We start from the raw sequence: 22,331 nt of genomic DNA, 5'->3' as shown, positions 1-22,331 counted from the left end.
CGCCTGCTGAATACGAAGCCGCCTACTACCTGACAGCCACGAAACCGCAGGTCACATTCACAACCTAGAGTCTCCGACCAAGCCGGTGCGGTTCATCCTGCCGGTGCTTTCCGGATCGCCCTGGCCGAGGGTGGTGTCCAGTCCAGGCTCGCGGATATGCAGCTGGACATTCGTCCGGTTCCCGTGCCGCAACAGCTGCGCTCTCCGCACCCGGTGGTGGCCAAGCTTCGTGACGACGAGGGCCGCCTGGTGATGCCTGCGGCTGTGCGGCGGCGGGCTCTGCTGATTTTGCAGGCCTTTGCGGCCGAGGCGGAGCGGCGCGGGTATCGGGTGCGGGAGAAGCCTGTCCCGGATCGCCGCCGCAGGGGCGGCTACAGCTACGGTGGCCGGCACTATCCGCCCTCGTACTCGTGCCGGGAGGGGGAGTTCGAAGTGGTGGTGGAGGAGTTCACGTACACGGTGACCGTCGAGCAGGAGACGCCGAATTCAGCCGACCCGGAGAAGGCTGCCCGGCTCCTGCTCAAAGCTGCTCGCTCGACGTGGAACGACCGCAAGACCTGGACGGTCGAGGACCAGCTCCCGAAGGCCATGGCGATGCTCCCGGAGCGGGCGGCCGAGGACCGCCAGCGAGCGTTGGAGCAGGAACGCGCTGAGGCCGAGCAGCGGGCGCGCTGGGAAGCGGCCATGGCCGGGGCACGGGAGAAGGCGGTCCAGGAGCAGTTCGCCAAACATCTGCGTCGGCAGGCGAAGCTGTGGTGCGAGGCCAGGGACCTGGATGCCTACTGCGATGCGCTGGAGCACCGACTCGCCGCCGAGACCGCCGCGGGGGAGAGTGGTGGGGTGGCGGCGGCGCGGGAGTGGCTGGACTGGGCGCGAGCCTACGCGCGCGCCCTGGACCCACTCACCGAACTGCCGGTTACGCCCAAGCCCCGCAAGGTCGAGCCGAAGGACCTCGAACCGTACCTCGACGGCTTGAGTCCCTACGGCCCCAACGCCGGCAGTGTTCGCTGGCACTGATTATCGGCGGGCGTGGCCCCGCCTTTGCCTGCTGAGGGTGACGAACGCCCCCGAGCAGGTCGCTTCGCCGGGTGGGCAGGCCCGTCTCTTCCTTGGGTTTGTTTGCCTGCGCTGCCAGCGCAGGCAAGACGGGAACCTGCCCGCCGGAAGGCAGTCGGGCAGCGCGAACTTCACTCTGAGGCGGTCAGTTTCGAAATGGCGACCTGGATTGCCTTCTGTGCGGCGTTGGTGCTCACCAGGGTGAGTTGGCTTGATCCCGGTCTTGCCAACCCTGAGTCCACGGCAATGAATTGGGCCTTGCCTGGGCTCCTCGGCATGTTGTCGATGGCTTGCCCGAAGGGCTTTCCAACGGTGACCACGAGGTCGCAGTGCTGATTCACAAGGCCGGCCAGGTACGGTCCAGCGTTTTCGCCTCGGGGTATTGGGACCTGGATCTGCTGTGCGTTGACGCGCTCGCCTGAGACGGCGTGACGCATGAGTGACCACAGGTGTGTGACGGTGGCCCCATTCGACGGGTTGGAGTCTGAGGCCAAGCAGGCCGTCGGCCGGCCGGACACGTCGGCGACCTTGAGCGGGGGATTGGCGTGTCTCGTCGCAGAGAACACCCACAGGGCGCCGACTGTTGCCGCGACACACAAAAGGAGCGCAAGTCCGATGGGCTTCCTTCTGCCCGTCCCGACAGCGGGCCTCCGGTGCTTCCAAGGGCCCCTCATCTGGATGCCTCCCTGTCTCTCTGGCGGTCTGGCCAATCGAAGGTCCACTCAAGAACGCCACGAATACAGATTCCGCTTGAGAGTGGCGCTCGTGGACGGCCGTCATGCTAGCGCTCTCGTCTTGCGAGCTTCACGCTCTGGCTGTGAGTCAGCTGTGCGCGGTCTTCCAATCGCAGCCTGTGAGTAAGAGTTCCGTGAAGGTTCTTTCGAAAGTGGCCCCCGTTTCACCTGTGCATTTGAGGACTCGGGAGCGCATACCACCTGGAAGTGCGCATATTGATTAGTCGACAAGGCGCTTGATCATCTGTAGAAATGTGTGCGTTCTGTGTCCTCGAGCGGGTTAATGTCCGCGCTGCGTTGGGGGTTGGCGTGCGCCGCTCGCTGTCGGTCCATCAAGTGGTTTCCTGGGTTCGGACGCAGGTCTGTGCCTTGGTGACTGGTGGGCGCACTCGGTTTGGGTGGCGGGGCCGGCGCCTTTTGCTGCGGGCATCCGCCATGCTGTCCGTGTTGGCCCTGGTGATGACCGCGGCGACGCAGGAGGCCAGTGCTTTCACGGCACTTGAAGCAGTTCAGGCGGCCCGCGCGCACGGACCGAGTCAACTGAGTGGGTCAGCGGCAGGGCTCGGTCATCGGGTCAGTGCCTCGGACACCGAATTGGGGTCGGCGGGAACGGGCTCGGGACCAAAGCGCGGCAAGGGGGAGATCCCTGCGGCGGCCAAGGCGCTCGGAGCTGGTGGGACGAGGCTCTCCTCGGCGCTCGGTGCTCGCGCGACGGGCAAGACGGTGCAGCCTCCGGCAGGGTTGGTGCAGACCCTTCAGGGCGCTGCGAGGAAGGCTGGCGCCGCTCCCGTGTCGGGCAAGGACGCGTCGGCGCAGACGGGTGTTCCGGGCCTTCCCGTTGCGGGGAAGGAGATCGTTTCCCTCCGTACTGCTTCGACGAGCATCTACCAGAACCCGGATGGGACGCGGACCATGCGCGTCTACTCCAGTCCCGTGCACTACCGCACGTCCTCTGGAACCTGGGACGACATCAACACCGCGCTGGTCAGTCGCTCCCGTGACGGGCGGCTCGGCGAGGCCGCGAACTCGACACCGGTGACTTTCGCGGCGCAGGCTGACGCACCCGCCCTGGTGAGCTGGGCGCTCGACGCCAGTCACACCGTGTCCTACGGAATCCTGGGCGCCCAGCCCGTGGCAGGCCAGGTGCACGGCAACACCTTGACCTTCGCTGATGCCTTCCCGGAGAGTGACGTCGTCTACGACGGCGAGGGTGCTGGCATCAAGGAGACGCTGGTCCTGCATGACGCGTCCGCTCCCACGACGTGGACCTTCCCTCTGGCCCTGAACGGCGTCTCGCCCACGCTGGACAAGTCGGGCGACGTGAGCTTCATCGATTCCTCGGGTCACGTGCTCTTGGTCATCCCGCGCGGATTCATGCAGGATTCCGCCTCCAACGGTGCCGCTCACCAGGGGCAGGCGGCCCCGGTCACCTATTCGCTGGTGCAGGTGGACGGCGCTCCGGCGCTGCGTATGACCTTGGACGCCTCGTGGCTGCACGACCCGAAGCGGGTATTCCCGGTCCGCGTCGATCCCAGCACCCAGACGGCGACGGCCGGCGCCTCGACCTACGTCGAAACAAACGACGGGACCAATCACTCCACGGGTCCGGAGCTCGACGCGGGTACGTACGACGGCGGCACGCACGTCGCCAACACATACCTGACGTTCCCGGTCGGCACCACGCTGCAGAATGACTACATCGAGGCGGTCGACCTCGACATGGTCGTGATCGACTCGGCGAACTGCAGCACGCCCGAGGCTGTGGACGTACGGAAGATCGATGCCTCCTGGGCCCCTGGCTCGATCTCGGCGTTCCCGGGCGTGACGGTCGACAACGGCGTACTCGGCACGGCAAGCTTCACCGGCGGCAGCAACTGTGGCGGCTCGTTGTGGCAGACGATCCACGTGGGCGTCGGCCCCCAGGCAGCGGGCACCCAGCTCGTCGAGGACTGGGCGCACGGAGGTACGAACAACGGCTTGGCAGTCACGGCCTCGGACACCGACACCAACGCCTGGAAGAAGTTCAACAGCGTCAACGTCTCCGGTGGCCAGCCCTACCTCAGCATTCAGTACAGCCCCTACGGCGCTGACTACTCCACCCCGTCCAGCTACGTGATGCCCACGAGCCAGTCCACCGGCTCGCAGAGCGTGACGCTCACCAACCGCGGCACCACGTCCTGGACCTCGTCCAACATGAAGCTCAAGGCACGTCTGTTCGACGCGAGCTGGCACGAGATCTCCACCTCCACACCGCTGACCGCAATCCCGAGCACAGTCGCGCCGAACGCCTCAGTCACGATGACGGGAACGATTCCGGCGCTGACGGCTGGCACGACGTACCAGCTGTGCTGGGATCTGTACCTCAATGGCACATCGTCCCTCGCAGACACCTACGGCGTGCCGTTCCAGAACTGCACGTGGATCTCCGCCAAGAACATCCCGCCGCAGATCGACGCGATCGAGCCGCTGTCCAATACCACCGTCACCTCGCTCACACCCGAACTCTTCGCCACGGGGCACGATCCGGACAACTGGCCGGGCAGCGGACTCACCTACGACTTCCAGCTGCTGTCGTCCTCCGGCACCCAGCTGGCCACCTCGGGCTGGCAGTCCGGCCGCAACTGGGTCATCCCCCGTGGGCTACTCGCGTGGAACGGCACCTACGAGTGGACCGTCGCCGTCTCCGACAGCCACGACCAAAGCGCCTGGTCGAACCCGGCCGCGCTCTCCGTGCAGATCCAGCAACCTGAGATCACCTCGAGCCTCTCGAACGTAGGGGGAACCGGGCAGCCGTTCGACGCGAAGACCGGGAACTACACGACGTCCGTCACGGATGCGGATGTCAAGGCCATTGGTCCCGCCCTCACAGTCACCCGCACCTACAACTCCCTCGACCCCCGCTACTCGGGGATGTTCGGCGCGGGCTGGTCGAGCCTGTACGACATGCGGCTCAACCCCGACTACAGCACCGCGGGCGACGGCGGCGTGGTCCTCACCAACGCCCAGGGGCGCCAAGAGCGCTTCGGCCGCAACACCTTCGCTCTCGCCGGGGCCGCCTCCGTCGGGGACGTGACCGGCGACGGGATCGAGGACATCGTCGCCGTCGACGACTCCACCGGCGACCTGTACCTGTACCCAGGGCCGGACTACTCCGCCGCCACTCGCATCGGCATCGCCCACAACTGGAGCACCAATGACGTGACCATGGCGGGCCTTCCGTCCGGGAACTGGAGCACGCTGACCAACCTGACCGGCGGCCAGGTCGACGGCAGCGGTCACGGCGACCTGATCGGCGTTGACCCCAGCGATGGCAGCCTGTGGGAGTTCACGGGCAAGGCGACCGGTTCCAACCAGCCGACGTGCAGTGGTGTTGTGTGCAGCCACCTGATGACGTCCTGGCAGTCCAACGGCCCATTCTCCTCCTATGCGCCTGGGGAGATTGGCACCGGCGGCTGGAACGGCATGACGGACCTGACCGTGACGCCTCCGCTGTCGGGTGACGGGAAGAAGGACCTGCTCGCGGTGGAGAAGTCCACCGGCATCCTGTGGGCGTACCCGTTCAACTCCGACGGCACTCTCGGCTCGCGCGTCGAGGTCGGCACCGGCGGCTGGAACGGCATGCGCGAGCTCACCGGCGGCACCTTCAACGGCGCCCCCGGACTGATGACCATCGACCCGAACAACAACCTCAAGCTCTACCCAGCCAAGGGCACCGGCACGCTCGGCACCGGCGTGTGGAACACCACCACAACCGAGGGCCCGGGCTGGGCCACCTACCAGGGCCTGGCCGCCGTCAACGGCATCAGCGGCGACACCAACACCGACTTCGTCGCCACCGACATGAGCCCCGGGGTCCAGTACCTCTACCACTCCACCGGCAACTTTGCCGGCAGCGGCAAGACCACCACCGGCATGGACCTGTACACCTCCCCCGAAGGCGAGGCGCAGGATCTCTACCCGCAAACCGACGGCAGCTGGGTACTGCGCGAGAGCAACGGCACCACGTACACGTTCGTCCAGGGCGCCCCGATCCGACACACCTGGGGACCGATCCAGCAGAACCAGGAATGGCTGCCGTCCTCGATCAAGGACAAGAACGGCAACGTTCAGACACTGACGTGGACGAACAACACCCTATCCGCGGTCACTGACAACGCCAGCACCCGTGCCCTGCACTTCGCGTGGGACAGCACCGGCTCGCACGTCACCCAGATCGCCACCGACGCGGCCGGGCCCGGAAAACCGGCGCTCACCTGGACCTACGCCTACGGCAACTCCGCCAACCCCAACGAGCTGACCCAGGCATGCGCTCCGCCGACTGGCACGAACACCAGCCCGTCGTGCACCAACTACACCTACACCGACTCCGCCACCAGCGGGACGCCAGGTAGCCACTACCGCACTGCGGTGATGGACGCGGGCCCCAAGTCGTACTGGCGCCTGGACGACCCGCTGCAAAGCGCCCGCGTCACCGACGAGGTCCTGGCCAACGAGGGCGCCGACAACGGTACGCCTGCCGGCGGTGTCGATCTCGGTGACCTCTCCGGACCGCTGACAGGTTCGCCAACCACCTCTGCCGGCTTCAACGGCAGCACAGCGCAGATTTCGCTGCCCGACGACACCGTCAAGACGTCCTACCTGTCGGTAGGCATGTGGTTCAAGACCACGACCAAGGGCGGCGTCCTGTTCTCTTACCAGGCCGACAGCCTGGCCAAGTCCACCACCAGCAACGCGTACACCCCGGCCCTGTACATCGGCGCCAGCGGCAAGCTGTACGGCCAGTTCTTCGGCACCGGCGCGTCCATCGCCCCGATGAGCACCAGCGGCAATGTCGCGGACGGCACCTGGCACTTCGTAGTCCTGGCCGCAGCCGGCAACCAGCAGCAGCTGTGGCTTGACGGTTCCCAGGTTGCATCGCTGTCCGCGCAGGTCCAGCCGATCGTGGAGTCCAAGACCTACGTCGGGGCCGGGTTCCTGGGCGGCCTGTGGCCGGACCAGCCCCACAACACTGGCAACACCGGCTACGCGACCTACTTCAACGGCCAGATTGCCGAGGTCGCCACCTACGAGCACGCGCTGGGCGCGACCGCGATCATCTCCCAGTACGAGTCCGCCACGCACCAGGCCAGCGAGCTCACCGGCATCACGTTGCCGTCCGGCAAGTCCAACCTCGCTGTCACCTATGACGCCGTCAACGACCGCGCCTCGAAGATCACCGACTCCAACGGCGGCAACTGGACTCTCCATGTTCCGACCGTGTCCGGATCGGTGCAGGCCTATCGCACCGCGGTCAAGGGTTCCAACCCGTCCGGCTACTGGACCCTGTCTGACTGGAACGGCACCCAGGCCGCCAACCAGCAGTACTCCGCACGGCCCACGCCCAACAACGGGACCTACTCCAACGTCACCCTCGGCGCCACCGGCGCTTTGGCGGGGGAGACGTCAGCGAGCTTCGACGGCACCGACTCGTGGGCCGAACTGCCCGCCACCAACGTCCCCCAGGTCGGCCCCGGCACCATCAGCCTGTACTTCAACACCAGCCACCCCGGGGTGCTGTTCTCCTACCAGTCCTTTCCGATCGGCGCCGCGCACGCCGCCGGCGGCAGCGACCAGTGGAACCCGGCCCTGTACGTCGGCACCGACGGCAAGCTCCGTGCGGAGCTGTGGAACGGCAGCGTCGACCCGCTCGCCACCACCGCCACCGTGACCGACAGCAAATGGCACTCTGTTGTCCTGACGGCCACCGGCACCAACAGCCAGACGCTCTACCTCGACGGCACTTCCGTCGGGACTCTGTCCGGCACCATCTCCGCCAACGGCACCGGACACGTCTTCGTCGGTGCAGGCGCCTCCGACGGCTGGCCCTCCGCGCTCAGCGACCCCGACGGCCACTTCAACGGCCAGATCTCCAACGTGGCCGTCTACCCCTTCGGCCTGAACAGCACCCAGGTCTCCAACCTGGCCGTCTCCGCCGGATCCACCACCGGCTACGAGACCTGCGGCATCGGCGGCTGCACCACCAACTTCCACACCATGTACGACGGCGCCGTCCTCGGCCTGCACCCGACCGGTTACTGGCCTTTCGATGACGCCACCGGCAACATCGCCACCGAACTCGTCTCCGCCACCGCATCCGAGCAGAACCGCGGCACGTTCAGCGCCACCTCCCACAGCACGACCACCGGCCCCTGGGCGATGCTGCCCGGCACCGCCAGCAGCACCCAGGCCGCGGTCTTCGACGGCTCCAGCTCCTACGTTCAGCTCCCTGGCACTATCGCCCCCAAGTGGGCGCCGGCCAGCGTCGAGGTCTGGTTCAACACCAACAGTCCCGGCGTCATCTACAGCTACCAGGTCCCCCAACTCGGCACGAGCGGCGGCGCCTACGACCCGGCCCTCTACGTCGGCACCGACAACAAGCTCCACGGCGAGTTCTGGACTGGCTCCAGCACCGGCGCCATGAGCTCCACGCAGACCGTCACAGGTGGCTGGCACTTGGCCGCCCTGGTTGCCAACGGCAACACTCAGCAGCTCTACCTCGACGGCCAGCCCACCGGCACACCCCTGACCGGAACCGTCCAGTACAACGGCAACAGCTACGCCTACCTCGGCGCCGGCCACGACAGCGGCTGGCCCTCCGCACCGACCGACGCCGACGGGCACTTCAACGGCGCCCTCGCCGACTTCGCCACCTACAACTACGGCCTGTCCCCCTCCACGATCCTCGGGGACTACCAAGCCGCCACCACCGCGAACAACGGCACCGGGGCCACCTCCGACGAGGCTTACCGGGCCCGCGTCGTCCAAGACGGAGCCGCCGACTACTGGCGCCTGGACGACCCCACCACCTCCCCCTACGCCCAGGACGAACTCGGTACCTCCCTGCCCGACCCCTACGCCGGCACCTACACCAGCACAACCCTCGGATCCGCCGGCCCCTCCGGCACCCCCGACGCGTCCGCCGCCGGCTTCGACGGCAGCAGCTCCTCCCTCCAGCTCCCCGCCACCGCGGCCCCCATCACCGGACCCGCGAGCATCGAGCTGTGGTTCAAGACCAGCACCGCCGGCGTCCTGTACAGCTACCAGACCAACCAGCTGGGCACCGCCACGACCGGCAGCGACGACTGGAACCCCGCCCTCTATGTGGGAGCTGACGGCAAACTCCACGGCCAGTTCTGGACCGGCGGGACCGCCAACACCGCCACCAGCACCAGCACCGTCACTGACGACAACTGGCACCAAGCCGTCCTGACCGCCACCGGCAGCACCCAGCACCTCTACCTCGACGGCGTCTCCCAGGCCACCATCAACGCGGGCCCCGTCCAGTTCAACGGTGACGCAGGCGTTTACATCGGCGCCGGTACCGTCACCGGCTGGCCCAGCGCCCCCACCGCCGACTCCACCGGCACCAACCACTTCCACGGCACCATCGCCGAAGTCTCCTACTACCCGGCAGCCCTCGACGCCACCACCGTCACCAGCCACTACCAGGCCATGGGCAACGCCACCAGCCCCGCCGCCGTCATCACCGCCACCGTCACCGACCCCGGCAACAACACCCTGAGCTACCGTTCGGACGCGATGGGCCGGGAGATATCCAGCACAGACGCGTACGGCAACACCACCAGCTACACCTACGACAGCGCCGGCAACCTGTACACCGTCACCGACCCCGACGGCCACACCACCACCCACGGTCACGATGCCCGCGGCAACATCGTCTCCACCACCACCTGCCGCAACCCAGGCAACTGCCAGACCAGCTACGCCACCTACTACCTCGACGCGACCAACGCGCTAGACCCCGCCAACGACCAGCTCATCACCATGGCGGACGCCCGCTCGTCCAGCAGTAGCGACACGACCTACGTGACGACCTACGGACATGACAGCGTCGGCAACCCCACCTCCACCGAACGACCCGACGGCAGCACCAGCCGGAACACCTACACCACCGGCACCGAACCTGCAGTCGGCGGGGGCACCGAGCCGCCCGGCCTGCTCGCGAGCAAGACCGATTTCGCAGGCCACAAGACCCAGTACAGCTACCAGAGCAACGGTGACCTCGACCACGTCACCAGTCCGTCCGGCCTTGTCACCTCCTATCCCAGCTACGACGCGCTCGGACGACTCCTGACCAAGTCGGTGAGCTGCAGCAACTGCGGCAGCGGACAGTCGACCATGGTCACCACCTACACCTGGGACGGCCAGAGCAACCTCCTCACCCAAACCGACCCGGCCACCACCGACGCCGTCACCGGCGTCGTGCACACCCCGCAGACGAGCTACGTCTACGACACCGACGGCGACCAGCTCAGCCGTACCGTCAGCGACCTCACCGGCGGCGACACCGCCCGCGCCACGAGCTGGCAGTACAACGCCACGAACGACCTTGTGCAAAAGCTCACCGACCCGGCGGGCCGTGCCACCACCTACTCCTACGACAACTACGGGAACGTCACCGGAAAGACCGACCCGGCCGGCACGCAATACGCCTACAGCTACTCGCCGATGGGCCAGCTGCAGTCCACCGCGATCGCCAACTACACCGGCAGCCCCAACAACCCTGTCTCCGCCCACTGGGTGACCATCGACTCCCGCTCGTACGACCCGGCCGGGCGCCTGGCCGCCGACACCGACGCGATGGGGCGCACCACCCACACGTACTACTACGACGACAACCACGTCGCCGAAGTCGACCTCGACGGCTTCCACAACAGCGACGGCACCACACGCAACGTCGTCGAGGAGTCCGACAGCTACGACGCCGCCGGCAACCTGACCTCGCAGACCAAGGGCGGCGGGAAGACCACCACCGCCCTCACCTACGACACCGACGGCCGGCTCACCAGCACCACCCTCGACCCCGGCGGCCTGGCCCGCACAAGCACCGCCACGTACAACGCCGACGACACCATGGCGAACATCGTCAAAACGGGCGCGGGTGTCTCGCAGGAAACCGACTACCTCTACGACAACCTCGGCGACGCCACCAGCACCACCGTCAAGGACACCAACGGCGACCACACCGCCACCGTCAGCTTCGACCAGCGCGGTCTGCCCCTGTCGTCCGTCTCAGCCGACGGAAACGCCAACGGCGCCACGGCCGCGAACTACACCACCTACTACACCTACGACGCAGACGGCCACCTCACGACCTCGATCGCCCCACCGGTCACCATCGAGACCTACAACCCGGCCACAGCCAGCAGCACCGCCGCCCAGCAGACGCCCATCACCTACACCGGGTACGACACCTTCGGCGACGCCACGTCCGTCGAGGACCCCCAGGGAACCCTGACCAGCAGCGGATCCACGCAGGCCGCGATCACCACCACCACCTACGACCAGGACGGCGAAGCAGTCGCCGTCGCGTCCCCGGCGTACACCGACCCCCACATCGGCTCCGTCCTGCACCCGGTCACCACCGCCGGCTACGACGCCCTCGGCCGACTGCAGAGCGCCACCGAAGACCCGACCGGCCTCAACCTGACCACCACCCGCAGCTACGACCAGCTCGGCAACCTGGTCAAGGTCACCGGACCCCAGCTGAACAGCGAGCCCGTCACCCAGACCTACAGCTACGACCTCGACGGCGAGGTACTCTCCGCCACCGGCCCCACCGGAGCGGTCACCGAGGCCACCTACGACGACCTCGGGCGCGAGATCACCAGCACCGCCGACGAGCGCTACCCCAGCCCCCAGTCGTACACGACCAAGTACACCTGGGACGACGCCGGCAACCAGCTCACCTCAACACAACCAGGCGGCGGCACCACGACCGCCAAGTACAACGCCGCGAACGAAGCGACCAGCGTCACCGACCCAAGCCAGCTCACCACCAGCACCGGCTACGACGGCCTCGGGCGCTCAACCACGGTCACTCAACCCGATGGCACCAAGGCCACGACCGCCTACAATCCGCTCGGTGAGCCGCTGACCGTCAGCACCGTCGACAACACCGGAGCCACCACAGGGACCGCCTACTACGGCTACGACCTGGACGGCAACCGCACCAGCAGCACCGACAACGTGGCGAACCCCGCCGACCAGGCCGCGCACACCACCACTTACGCCGTCGACGCGCTCGGCCGTATCACCCGGCAGGTCGAACCCGTCGCGACCGGAACGTCGATCACTACGACCTTCGGCTACGACGCCGACGGCAACCGCACCCGCTTCACCAACGGCAAGAACATCGCCACCTACTACACCTACAACAGCCTCAAGCAGCCCGAGTCCACCATCGAGCCGCCCACCACCGCGTCCCCCAACCCGGCCGACGGCACCTTCACCACCAGCTACGACAGCCTCGGTGAACCCGTCACCCTCGTCGAGCCCGGCGGAGTCGTCCGCCAAAGCACCTACGACGTCCTCGGCAACCTCACCGGCGAGACCGCCACAGGCGCAGACACCACCACGGCCGCCCGCAGCCTCACCTACGACGCAGCCGGCAACCTCACCTCCGCAGGCACCCCCAGCGGCACCGCCGACACCTACACCTACGACGACCGCGGCCACCTGCTGACATCCAACGGCCCCAGCGGCACCTCCACCTACACCTACGACGCCAACGGCAACATGCTCAAGCGCACCGACGCCGCAGGCGCAACCTCCTTCACCTACGACAACGGCAACCGCCTGACCAACGCCAGCGACCCCCTCACCGGCGCAACCGTCAACTACACCTACAACAACACCGGACAACTCCAGACCGAGCAGTACGGCACAGGTGGCGACACCCGCAACTACACCTACGACACCCTCGGCCGCCTCCAGACCGACACCGTCAAGAACACCAGCGGAAACCCGCTCGCCTCCATCACCTACGGCTACAGCCCTGACAACCAGATCACCACCGAGAACACCACCGGCACCGCAGGCGCCAGCAACAACACCTACAACTACGACCTCGCCGGACGCATCACCGCCTGGAACAACGGCACCCAGACCACCAACTACACCTGGGACGCCGCAGGCAACCGCACCAACTCCGGCAGCCAGAGCGCCACCTACGACGCCCGAAACGAACTCCTCACCAACGGCACCACCAGCTACACCTACACCGCCCGAGGCACCCTCAGCACCATCACACCCCAATCGGGCAACGCGACCACGGTCCAGTACGACGGCTTCGACCGCATGACCGCCGACGGATCCGTCACCTACACCTACGACTCACTCGACCGCATCGCCCAGACCGCCGGCACGACGTTCACCTACGACGGCGGCTCCAACAACCTGGTGACCGACACCCTCTACGCCTACAGTCGCCTGCCCGACGGAAGCCTCCTCGGCACGGCGCACCAGTCAGCCGGCACCATCACCAACCCCACCCTCTCCATCACCGACCAGCACGACAACGACATCGCCGACCTCACCCCCACAGCCACCACCCTCTCCTCCTCCATCGCCTACGACCCCTTCGGCCAACCCACCGCCGCCAACGGCACCAACGGCAACCTCGGCTACCAAAGCGGCTTCACCGACCCCACCACCGGTCTGGTCAACATGCACGCCCGCTGGTATCAACCCAGCAGCGGCACCTTCACCTCCCGAGACAGCTGGACCCTCAACCCGAACTCGGGCTCTGATCAAGGCAACCGATACGCGTACGCCGATGGCGACCCACTGGATCGCACCGATCCCACCGGTCACTACTCGATCGCCGAGTGCCTTCTCGCGCTTGTCGTCTGCCTGTACTTCGGATGGTCTGACAAGCTCACGCTTCCGTCCTGGCCTCCGTCCATACCGTTCCCCGGGTCTACTAACCCGTGTGACTCGGATCCGGGAGCATGCCACCAGGGCGCAGGGGCACCCCCGCCTACCTACCCAGACGTCCGCGAGCCCACCATGTACGGGCCCCCTGGGATCCCGATCAACCCCGGTGGCGGTGGTGGCGGTGGCGGCTGTACCGGATACTGCCCGCCACCGTTCGACCCCAACCCCATCAACCAGCGACCCCACATCCACGACAATCCCCTCGGTTGGCTCGAGAAAGAACTCAGCCATGCGGCCAAGGGTCTCGCCACCGGAATTGCCACAGGAGTCGCCGCCTTCGCCGGCAGCACCGTTGCGCTGGCGGACACTTTGACGGCCGCAGTTGTGGACGCGACTTTCAACGAAATCGTCGCCGACTTCTTCGACGAGCCGGCACCTGAACCGACCGTCGAGCCTAACCCTGAGCCGATTTCCGATCCAGGTGGGGACGGTGTTGTGGCCGATCAAAAAAAGCGCCGCCAGCCCACATGCCTTGACCGCAGGCCGTATCCTTCATATACCAATGGGCCGGACGATGGCTGGACGTACTATGCGCCTACTGGGGCGAATGGGCAGGCAACTGGTGCTGAGGGGTGCTTCTATGTCGGTTTCAGTGATGGCGGGAGATCGAACTCCAACGGTCCGGGTATGGCCGAAGCCAAGGCGCGATCGGAGCAGCTTTACCCCCTCGTAAAGGCCGGCAAGCTGGTCAACAGCTGCCATCTGATTCCCAATAGCACTGGTGGCCTTGGCATCGATGCCAACCTCTCGCCTTGCTGGAGATCCGTGAACGTCGGGGGAATGGATGCTATCGAGTCGGAAATTCGGAAATTGGTCAAGGGAGACCCCAGAGGTCTTGTAGTGGATATGTCAGTGAAGCCAGAGTGCTTGCTGGTTGGTTGCACGATTCCCCACGACTACCGGTATCGGTTCACGGTGCGAACGCGCAACGGTGAATTGGTTGACGTTCACTCTGAGGAAGTTGAGAATGAATTCAACGGACATTATCTCGACGGAAGCCGTTAGGTCGTTCAATGCGCGATAGCCTCGCAGAATTTGCTGCTACTGCCGGCCTTGAGGTGGGTCAGCCTCGATCGGTCCCCTGGGAGAGATCTGTCGGTGAGATTGGAATTCGTTTCCCGGCTGATTACCGTGAATTCATGGAATACTTTGGCCCCGGAGAGCTGTGGGGGGACCTCTCTGTGGTCGCACCCTGGACCCAGGTGAGTGACGAACCGGGCGGGTTCAGGGCCTTCGTAGACTACTTCGCCGATGGTATGGGCGGAGCCCTCAATAGGATGCGTGATGAGGATTCCGACCGATGCCCCTATCCGATCTTCCCTGAGGCGGGCGGCCTGCTTGAATGGGGAAGCAATTACAACGGTGACACCTGCTTTTGGCTGACACAAGGCAGCAATCCAGACTCTTGGTCAACTATTGTTTGGCTACGAGGGAGGAATTTTGATGATCCTTGGCGTCGTTACGATGTCGGTGTGGTCGAGTTTCTGAACATGGTGATTCATGGGGATGACCCTGTCCTGAATGGCCTTATTTACCCTCGCGAGGGCCCTGTTTGGATTCCTGCTCCCTGACCGCGTCCCAAGGAGTTCATGACACAATTTTGTGAGGTGTGACGGATGGGAGTTCGCAGGCTTCTGGTATGGACAACCGGATCAAGCGAATGAAAAACGCGCCTCGGCGCCTGTGCTCGTAGGCCACAGTCGGAGCGCCACAAGCACGGTGAGCGAGGACGCGGTCACTTCCCCGCTCCTTGCGAGTCGGCACTGGGTCGCAGCGATTGGCGGTTCAGGCAGGTGCGGGATCTGCGCATGTACCCACGTAACGACTGAATCGTTGACAAACTCATGGAAGCGCCACCTCTCGTTCTCCGCATGCCTGCAGTGGCTGGTCTTGCTCTTTGGGTGCCCGTGCGACGGCATGCTCGTGGCCGGTGGATCCTGGCGAAGATCCGCCTGCTGTGGCCACCCCCACTCGTGTCGGCGACGGTTGAAAAGAGGTTCTGGATCACTTTCCGTGCAGCGCTGACGGACGGTCACAGACCCGCCCCGGCCCCCGAAGGGTCACGCGGCCAGCAGGACGCGCTTGCGTAGCAGAGCCAGGCCGGCCCGGCCGAACATCTGCCGCTTCAGCATCTTGATCCGGTTCACCTGCCCCTCCACCGCACCCGCGCTGAACGGCAGGCTCAGCCCCGCCACCACCGCCGCCAGATCACAACCGATCCCACTCACGAACGAGCCCAGCAATTTCGATCACCTTCGACGCGCACCTGCTGGACCGTCCATGCCAGCGTGATGATCAGCGGATGTGAGCGACGTAGACATAGAGGACGTCCTGTTCCCGGACCTGGACGGGCTGGTGATGACAGACATCGAGGTCGGCGAGGATGCCGTGGTCGTCGCGGCCCGCACGTGCGCGCCCGAAGCGTTCTGCCCGGCGTGCGGCACAGGATCGCAGCGCGTCCACAGCCGGTACGAACGCCAACTGGCCGACTCGGCGGTCGCCGGGCGCCAGGTCGTGCTGAAAGTGCTGGTCCGCCGCTTCCGTTGCGTCGCCGCCTCCTGCTCGCGGACGACGTTCGTAGAGCAGGTCGGTGGGCTCACCTTCCCGCATGGTCGGCGAAGTCAGCGGCTGCACGCTGTCCTGCAGATCGTCGCGCTCATGCTTGCTGGACGGGCTGGTGCCCGCCTGGCCGCAGTACTCAGTTCGTCGGTCAGCCGCTCGACCCTGCTGCGGCTGGTCCGGGCCATGCCCGACCCCCAGGTGAAGACCCCTCGCGTGCTCGGCGTCGACGACTTCGCCCTGCGCAAGGGCCACATCTACGGCACCGTGCTGATCGACGTCGAGACCCGCCGCCCCATCGACCTCCTGCCCGACCGAGAGGCCGCGACCCTGGCCCACTGGCTGAAGGAGCACCCCGGGGTCGAGGTCATCTGCCGCGACCGCGCCAGCGCCTATGCCGAGGGAGCCAGCCTCGGGGCGCCGAACGCGGTCCAAGTTGCCGACCGCTGGCACCTGTTCCACAACCTCACCGAGGCCGTGGAGCGCTGCGTTTCCCGGCACTCGGCTCAGCTGCGCGAACCCGAGCCGGCGCCCAGCCCAGAGGCCTCCGCCGCGGCGATCGCCGAACTGGAGAAGATCGCCCAGGCAGGGAGGGCCGACAGCAGGACCGCCCACCGGTATGCCGACCGCACCCGGGAGCGGCACCGGGCCGTGCACGCGTTGCTCGCCCAGGGCATCAGCCAGCGGGAGGTCGGCCGCCGATTGGACCTGGCCCGCGGCACCATCCGCAGATTCGCCCGCGCGGCCACCGCCGACGAACTGGTCGCGGGCAAGTGGCAGGGCCGCACGAGCATTCTCGATGACTTCAAGCCCTACCTGCACCAGCGGTGGCAGGAGGGGTGCACGAGCGCGACGGCGCTCTTCGACGAGATCAAGGCAGCCGGATTCCCGGGCGGTTACTCGGTGGTTCGTGACTACCTCTATCCCCTCCGAGCCGGCGGCAAGCCCTCCGGCCGGGCCAAGCCGCCATCGGTCCGCGACGTCACCGGCTGGATCACCCGCCATCCCGACAGCCTCACCCAGGACGAGGCCCTCAAGCTCAAGGCCATCCTCGCCCGCTGCCCTCAGCTCAATTCCACCGCCGACCTGGTCAGGACCTTCGCCGAGATGATGGCCGCCCGGAGCGGCCGCGATGATCTCGCGGCCTGGATCGAGAGGGTGAACGCCAGCAACCTGCCCGAGCTGGGCTCGTTCGTGAGTGGGATCGGTTGTGATCTGGCGGCGGTGGTGGCGGGGCTGAGCCTGCCGTTCAGCTCGGGTGCGGTGGAGGGGCAGGTGAACCGGATCAAGATGCTGAAGCGGCAGATGTTCGGCCGGGCCGGCCTGGCTCTGCTACGCAAGCGCGTCCTGCTGGCCGCGTGACCCTTCGGGGCCGGGGCGGGTCTGTGACCGTCCGTCAGCGCTGCACGGAAAGTGATCCAGAACCCAAATTGAGCCGCCGCCGACAACTCGGACCCTACGGTGGCTGCATGGCCTTGGTGCACCCCGCCTTCATCTTCAGTGGACGTGGGGGTAGGGCGTCCTGACTGGCGCTCCATATTTCGGGACGGCCTCCTCCCGGGGGTGGCTACGCAGCCCGGAAGCCGCGATTGGACTTCAGCTCTAGCTGTGACGATCTGGGTGCGAGGCCGCCAAGGCGGGGCTCTGCCTCAGCTTGGCGACGTTCGTCCTGCTGGTGTCCGGTCTCAGATATGGGTCCGAGTGTCCGATGGGAGGCAGGAGCCTGGCCTGCGCACCCGGCTCAGTGACGGCGCCGTTCGCCGCAGTTTCTGGGCGCTTCTTGTTCCCTTCCGGCGTTCGGCGCCGATAGGGCTCCTCGGCTGCGGTTCAAACGGCGTGCAGTGGTGTTGTCCTGGTGATGGTTTCGAGGGTCCGGCCGCTCTCGGTCGTAGACGGCCGAAGCCTTGCGTGACCTGGCCTGGAGGGGGTCCCGGCTCGAAGCGCTATGCCCTCTGTTCGGTGAACATTGTGCAGAACCGAAGACCGGGCCCCCGCCCAACCTCGCCTCAGGAGCGACCGGACTCCTGCGCTGTGTTGAGGACGTTGACTCCCTGGAAGACGGCCGCCGGGCAGCCGTGCGAGACGGCCGCGACCTGCCCCGGTTGGGCCTTTCCGCAGTTGAAAGCCCCTCCGAGGATATAGGTCTGGGGTCCGCCCAGCGCAACGAGGGAGCCCCAGAAGTCGGTGGTGGTGCCCTGGTAGGCCACGTCCTTGACCTGTCCGGCGAGGCGGCCGTTCCGGATCCTGTATGCCCGTTGTTGTGTGAACTGGAAGTTGTAGCGCTGCATGTCGATCGACCAGGAGCGGTCGCCGAGGATGTAGATGCCGTCCTCCACGCCCGCGATCAGCCCGGCGGTGTCCGGTCCTTCGGCGGCGGGCTGGAGCGAGACGTTGGCCATCCGCTGCACCGGCACGTGGCCGGGGGAGTCGGCGAAGGCGCAGCCGTTGGAGCGGCCCAGGTCCTTGAGCTTCGCCATCCGCCGGTCCAGCTGGTAGCCGACCAGGGTGCCGTCCTTGACCAGGTCCCACGCCTGGGTGCGCACACCCTCGTCGTCGTAACCGATCGTCGCCAGGCCGTGCTCGACCGTGCGGTCACCGGTGACGTGCATCGGGTCGGAGCCGTAGCGCAGCGAGCCGAGCTTGTCGAAGGTGGCGAAGGAGGTGCCCGCGTAGGCGGCCTCGTAGCCGAGCGCCCGGTCCAGCTCGGTGGCGTGGCCGACCGACTCGTGGATGGTCAGCCACAGGTTGGACGGGTCGATGACCAGGTCGTAGCGGCCGGCCTCGACGCTGGGGGCCTTCATCTTCTCCGCCAGCAGCTCGGGCATCTCGGCGAGCTCCGCGTCCCAGTCCCAGCCGGTGCCGCGCAGGTACTCGAAGCCGCGGCCGACCGGCGGGGCCAGCGTCCGCATCGAGTCGAAGGCGCCGGTGGCCTCGTCGACCGAGACGGCCTCCAGCTCGGGGTGCAGCCGCACGCGCTGCTGGGTGGTGACGGTGCCGGCGGTGTCGGCGTAGAACTTGTTCTCCTGCACCGAGAGCAGCGTGGCCGTCACGTGCGAGACGCCCTGGGCGTCCAGCAGGCGGCGGCTCCAGTCGGCCAGCAGCGCCGACTTCTCCGCGTCCGGCACGTGGAAGGGGTTCTCCTCGTACGAGGACACCCAGCTCACGTCCCCGTACGAGGGCTCCTCGGCCAGCTCGACGACCTCCTCACTGAGCCCGCCGGAGAGCCTGGCGACGGCCACGGCCTGGTCGGCGACCCGGGCGACGGCCTCGGGGGTCAGGTCCACGCCCGCGGCGAAGCCCCAGGCGCCGTCCACGACCACGCGGACCGCGTAGCCGAGCTGCGTCGAGTCGGAGCCGCCCGCCGGCCGCGCGTCGCGCAGCCGCAGCGAGGCGCTGCGCACCCGCTCCAGCCGGAAGTCGGCGTGGCTCACGCCGAGCGCGCGCGCCCGGCTGAGCGCGGCGTCGGCCAGCGGCCGCAGCGGCAGGGCGAGGAAGGAGTCGTCCATGCCTGGCGATGTCCGCGACATCGGTCTCCTCTGAGGGATCGAGGGAAGATTTGCTGCTACGCATCCTGCCGTGAACAGGCACATCGGGGCGGACGACTGTCAGAAGCCGACAGATACCCGTGCGCCGCACTGTGGAGGGTCGATTCGCCCGTGTGCGTGATCAGCGGATAGTTTCGCTTACGTCCGCGAGATCGCTGCATGTGAGAGAGGTATGCCTGTGAGCCGGTCGGTTCTGGTCACCGGGGGCAACCGGGGCATCGGCCTCGCCATCGCCCGAGCCTTCGCCGAGGCGGGCGACAAGGTCGCCGTCACCTACCGTTCCGGTGAACCGCCGGAGGGGCTGCTGGGCGTCAAGTGCGACATCACCGACTCCGAGCAGGTCGATCAGGCCTTCAAGGAGATCGAGGCCGCCCACGGCCCGGTCGAGGTGCTGGTCGCCAACGCGGGCATCACCCGTGACACGCTGCTGCTGCGCATGTCGGAGGAGGACTTCACCTCCGTCCTCGACACCAACCTCACCGGCACCTTCCGCGTGGTCAAGCGTGCGAGCAAGGCGATGCTGCGCGCCCGCAAGGGCCGCGTCGTGCTGATCTCCTCCGTGGTCGGCCTGCTGGGTTCCGCGGGCCAGGCCAACTACGCCGCCTCCAAGGCCGGCCTGGTCGGTTTCGCCCGTTCGCTGGCGCGTGAGCTCGGCTCGCGCAACATCACGATCAACGTCGTCGCCCCCGGCTTCGTCGACACCGACATGACCGCGGTGCTGAGCGACGACCGCCGCGCCGAGATCGTCTCGCAGGTCCCGCTGGGCCGCTACGCCTCCACGGCCGAGATCGCCTCGGCCGTCCGCTTCCTCTCCTCGGACGAGGCCGCATACATCACCGGAGCCGTCATCCCCGTGGACGGCGGATTGGGAATGGGTCACTGATCACCATGAGTGGAATCCTCGACGGAAAGCGCGTCCTGGTCACCGGGGTGCTGATGGAGTCCTCCATCGCCTTCCAGGTCGCCAAGCTGGCCCAGGAGCAGGGCGCCGAGGTCATCCTGACCGCGTTCCCGCGTCCGAGCCTGACCGAGCGCATCGCCAAGAAGCTGCCGAAGCCCGCCAAGGTGCTGGAGCTGGACGTCACCAACGCCGAGCACCTCGCGTCCGTGGAGGACGCCGTGCGCGCGGAGCTCGGCGGCCTGGACGGCGTCGTGCACTCCATCGGCTTCGCCCCGCAGGACGCCCTGGGCGGCAACTTCCTGAACACCCCGTGGGAGTCGGTCGGCACCGCCATGCACGTCAGCGCGTTCTCGCTGAAGTCGCTGGCGATGGCCTGCCTCCCGCTGATGCCGGCCGAGGGCGGCTCCATCGTGGGCCTCACCTTCGACGCGACGGTGGCCTGGCCGCAGTACGACTGGATGGGCCCGGCGAAGGCCGCCCTGGAGGCGACCTCGCGCTACCTCGCGCGTGACCTGGGCAAGCAGAACATCCGCTGCAACCTGGTCTCGGCCGGTCCGATCAAGTCCATGGCGGCCAAGTCCATCCCGGGCTTCGACATGCTGGCCGACACCTGGAACGTCCGCAGCCCGCTGGAGTGGGACGTCACCGACCCGGAGCCGGCCGCCCGCGGCGTCGTCGCCCTGCTGTCGGACTGGTTCCCGAAGACCACCGGCGAGATGATCCACGTCGACGGCGGCCTGCACGCCATCGGCGCGTGATTTTCGCTCCCGCCTGAAGTTGCGGCACGCCAGGGGCGCGAGGAACCGCGCGACAAGCCACCCGAGTGGTGAGTCGCTCAGCGAGCAGGACCATCCGCACAGGGTGGTTGCTCGCGCGGTTCCTCGCGCCCCTGGGCAGTGCACCTCTCTGCGGGTGCATCGCTGACCGGCTCGCGCCCGCGCGGCGGAGCCGCACATGTCGGAGCCCCGCGCCCCTGGGTGTTGCCGGGCTCAGGTCCTGCACTGGTTCAGGGCGTTGGCCGCCTCCGCGGCCGCGCGTTCGGCGTCGTGCGCGCGGATCGCGTCGAGGATGCCGTCGTGGGAGACGTACCGGTGCTCCTCCAGGACCGGTCCCACGGTGTCCCGCAGTTCCGCCCGCAGCACCTCGCCCAGGTCCGCGTAGAGGTCCGACAGCACGCGGTTGTGCGAGGCCGCCATCACGGCCTGGTGGAACGCCGCGTCGTTCAGCACGAACGCCTCCGCGTCGCCCGAGCTCCAGGCCTCCTCGCGGCGCTTCAGTGCCGTCTCCAGCAGCCGCAGGTCCTGCGCCGTCCGCCGCGTCGAGGCGAGACGGGCCGCCGCCGCCTCGAGCGCCAGCCGCAGCTCGGTGACCTCGGACTTCTCCGCCTCCGCGAAGCGGCGGTGCATGACGCCCGCCAGCTCGCTGGTGGCCAGCACGTACGTGCCGGAGCCCTGACGGATGTCGAGCAGCCCGTTGTGCGCGAGCGCGCGCACCGCCTCGCGGACCGTGTTGCGGGCGACGCCGAGGCGCTCGACGAGCTCCGCCTCGGTCGGGATGCGTGAGCCGACCGGCCACTCGCCCGAGGTGATCTGGGCGCGCAGCTGCGCGATCACCTGGTCGGCCAGCGGCTCGCGCCGGGGCGTGGTGAGGGCCATGTCACTCCTGTTCCGATCGATCCTGCTTCGCAGACATCATCCCGCTCCCTCCGGCTCGGAGAAACCACCCCCCGAATTCATCCCATGATTGTATGATCCCCTC

At 67.2% G+C, this 22,331-nt stretch carries 9 protein-coding genes; 6 read left to right on the top strand and 3 right to left on the bottom strand.

Going from position 1 to position 22,331, the window contains the following annotated elements; genetic code table 11:
* Positions 1–156: 156 nt before the first annotated feature.
* The 3 genes from ABH931_RS28365 (at position 157) to ABH931_RS28355 (ending at position 15,139) form a co-directional block, all read left to right on the top strand.
* Positions 157–1,017, top strand: coding sequence for a hypothetical protein (locus ABH931_RS28365; protein ID WP_370119169.1), 861 nt, complete (start codon positions 157–159; stop codon positions 1,015–1,017).
* A gap of 1,685 nt (positions 1,018–2,702) precedes the next feature.
* Positions 2,703–14,573 carry a LamG-like jellyroll fold domain-containing protein gene (locus ABH931_RS28360; protein ID WP_370119167.1) on the top strand — a complete coding sequence of 3,957 codons (11,871 nt, stop codon included), beginning with the start codon at positions 2,703–2,705 and terminating at the stop codon, positions 14,571–14,573.
* Positions 14,574–14,770: 197 nt separating this feature from the next.
* Complete coding sequence (locus tag ABH931_RS28355) at positions 14,771–15,139, top strand: hypothetical protein (protein WP_370119164.1); 369 nt, start codon at positions 14,771–14,773, stop codon at positions 15,137–15,139.
* A 489-nt stretch (positions 15,140–15,628) separates the two neighbouring features.
* On the opposite strand, the gene ABH931_RS28350 is transcribed toward ABH931_RS28355, so the two are convergent.
* Positions 15,629–15,811, bottom strand: a complete 183-nt coding sequence (locus ABH931_RS28350) for a hypothetical protein (protein WP_370119174.1) — start codon at positions 15,809–15,811, stop codon at positions 15,629–15,631.
* A 61-nt stretch (positions 15,812–15,872) separates the two neighbouring features.
* Here ABH931_RS28350 and ABH931_RS28345 point away from each other — a divergent pair, with 61 nt between their 5' ends.
* Entirely contained in the window at positions 15,873–17,489 is a 1,617-nt protein-coding gene (locus ABH931_RS28345) for an ISL3 family transposase (RefSeq protein ID WP_370119162.1), read from the top strand.
* 644 nt (positions 17,490–18,133) lie between these two features.
* On the opposite strand, the gene ABH931_RS28340 is transcribed toward ABH931_RS28345, so the two are convergent.
* Positions 18,134–19,633, bottom strand: a complete 1,500-nt coding sequence (locus ABH931_RS28340; protein ID WP_370119159.1) for a TldD/PmbA family protein — start codon at positions 19,631–19,633, stop codon at positions 18,134–18,136.
* Positions 19,634–19,850: 217 nt separating this feature from the next.
* Between ABH931_RS28340 and fabG the strand changes: the two genes are divergently transcribed.
* Both fabG and fabI read left to right on the top strand, forming a co-directional pair.
* Entirely contained in the window at positions 19,851–20,555 is a 705-nt protein-coding gene (fabG, locus tag ABH931_RS28335; protein ID WP_370119157.1) for a 3-oxoacyl-[acyl-carrier-protein] reductase, read from the top strand.
* A 5-nt stretch (positions 20,556–20,560) separates the two neighbouring features.
* On the top strand, positions 20,561–21,331 hold the full coding sequence (fabI, locus tag ABH931_RS28330) for an enoyl-ACP reductase FabI (protein WP_370119154.1): 771 nt from the start codon (positions 20,561–20,563) through the stop codon (positions 21,329–21,331).
* 231 nt (positions 21,332–21,562) lie between these two features.
* On the opposite strand, the gene ABH931_RS28325 is transcribed toward fabI, so the two are convergent.
* Positions 21,563–22,228, bottom strand: coding sequence for a FadR/GntR family transcriptional regulator (locus ABH931_RS28325; protein WP_370119151.1), 666 nt, complete (start codon positions 22,226–22,228; stop codon positions 21,563–21,565).
* Between the last annotated feature and the right edge of the window lie 103 nt (positions 22,229–22,331).

The organism is Streptacidiphilus sp. MAP12-33, from assembly GCF_041261265.1.
Classification (GTDB): Bacteria; Actinomycetota; Actinomycetes; order Streptomycetales; family Streptomycetaceae; genus Streptacidiphilus.
Note: the sequence above shows the minus strand (reverse complement) of the source record. Positions and strands in the feature narration are given on the sequence as shown.

Coding starts and splice junctions, on each gene's coding strand:
- fabI (WP_370119154.1), top strand. CDS start 20,561: ATGAGTGGAATCCTCGACGGAAAGCGCGTCCTGGTCACCGGGGTGCTG.
- ABH931_RS28360 (WP_370119167.1), top strand. CDS start 2,703: ATGCGCGTCTACTCCAGTCCCGTGCACTACCGCACGTCCTCTGGAACC.
- ABH931_RS28365 (WP_370119169.1), top strand. CDS start 157: ATGCAGCTGGACATTCGTCCGGTTCCCGTGCCGCAACAGCTGCGCTCT.
- ABH931_RS28340 (WP_370119159.1), bottom strand. CDS start 19,633: ATGGACGACTCCTTCCTCGCCCTGCCGCTGCGGCCGCTGGCCGACGCC.
- ABH931_RS28325 (WP_370119151.1), bottom strand. CDS start 22,228: ATGGCCCTCACCACGCCCCGGCGCGAGCCGCTGGCCGACCAGGTGATC.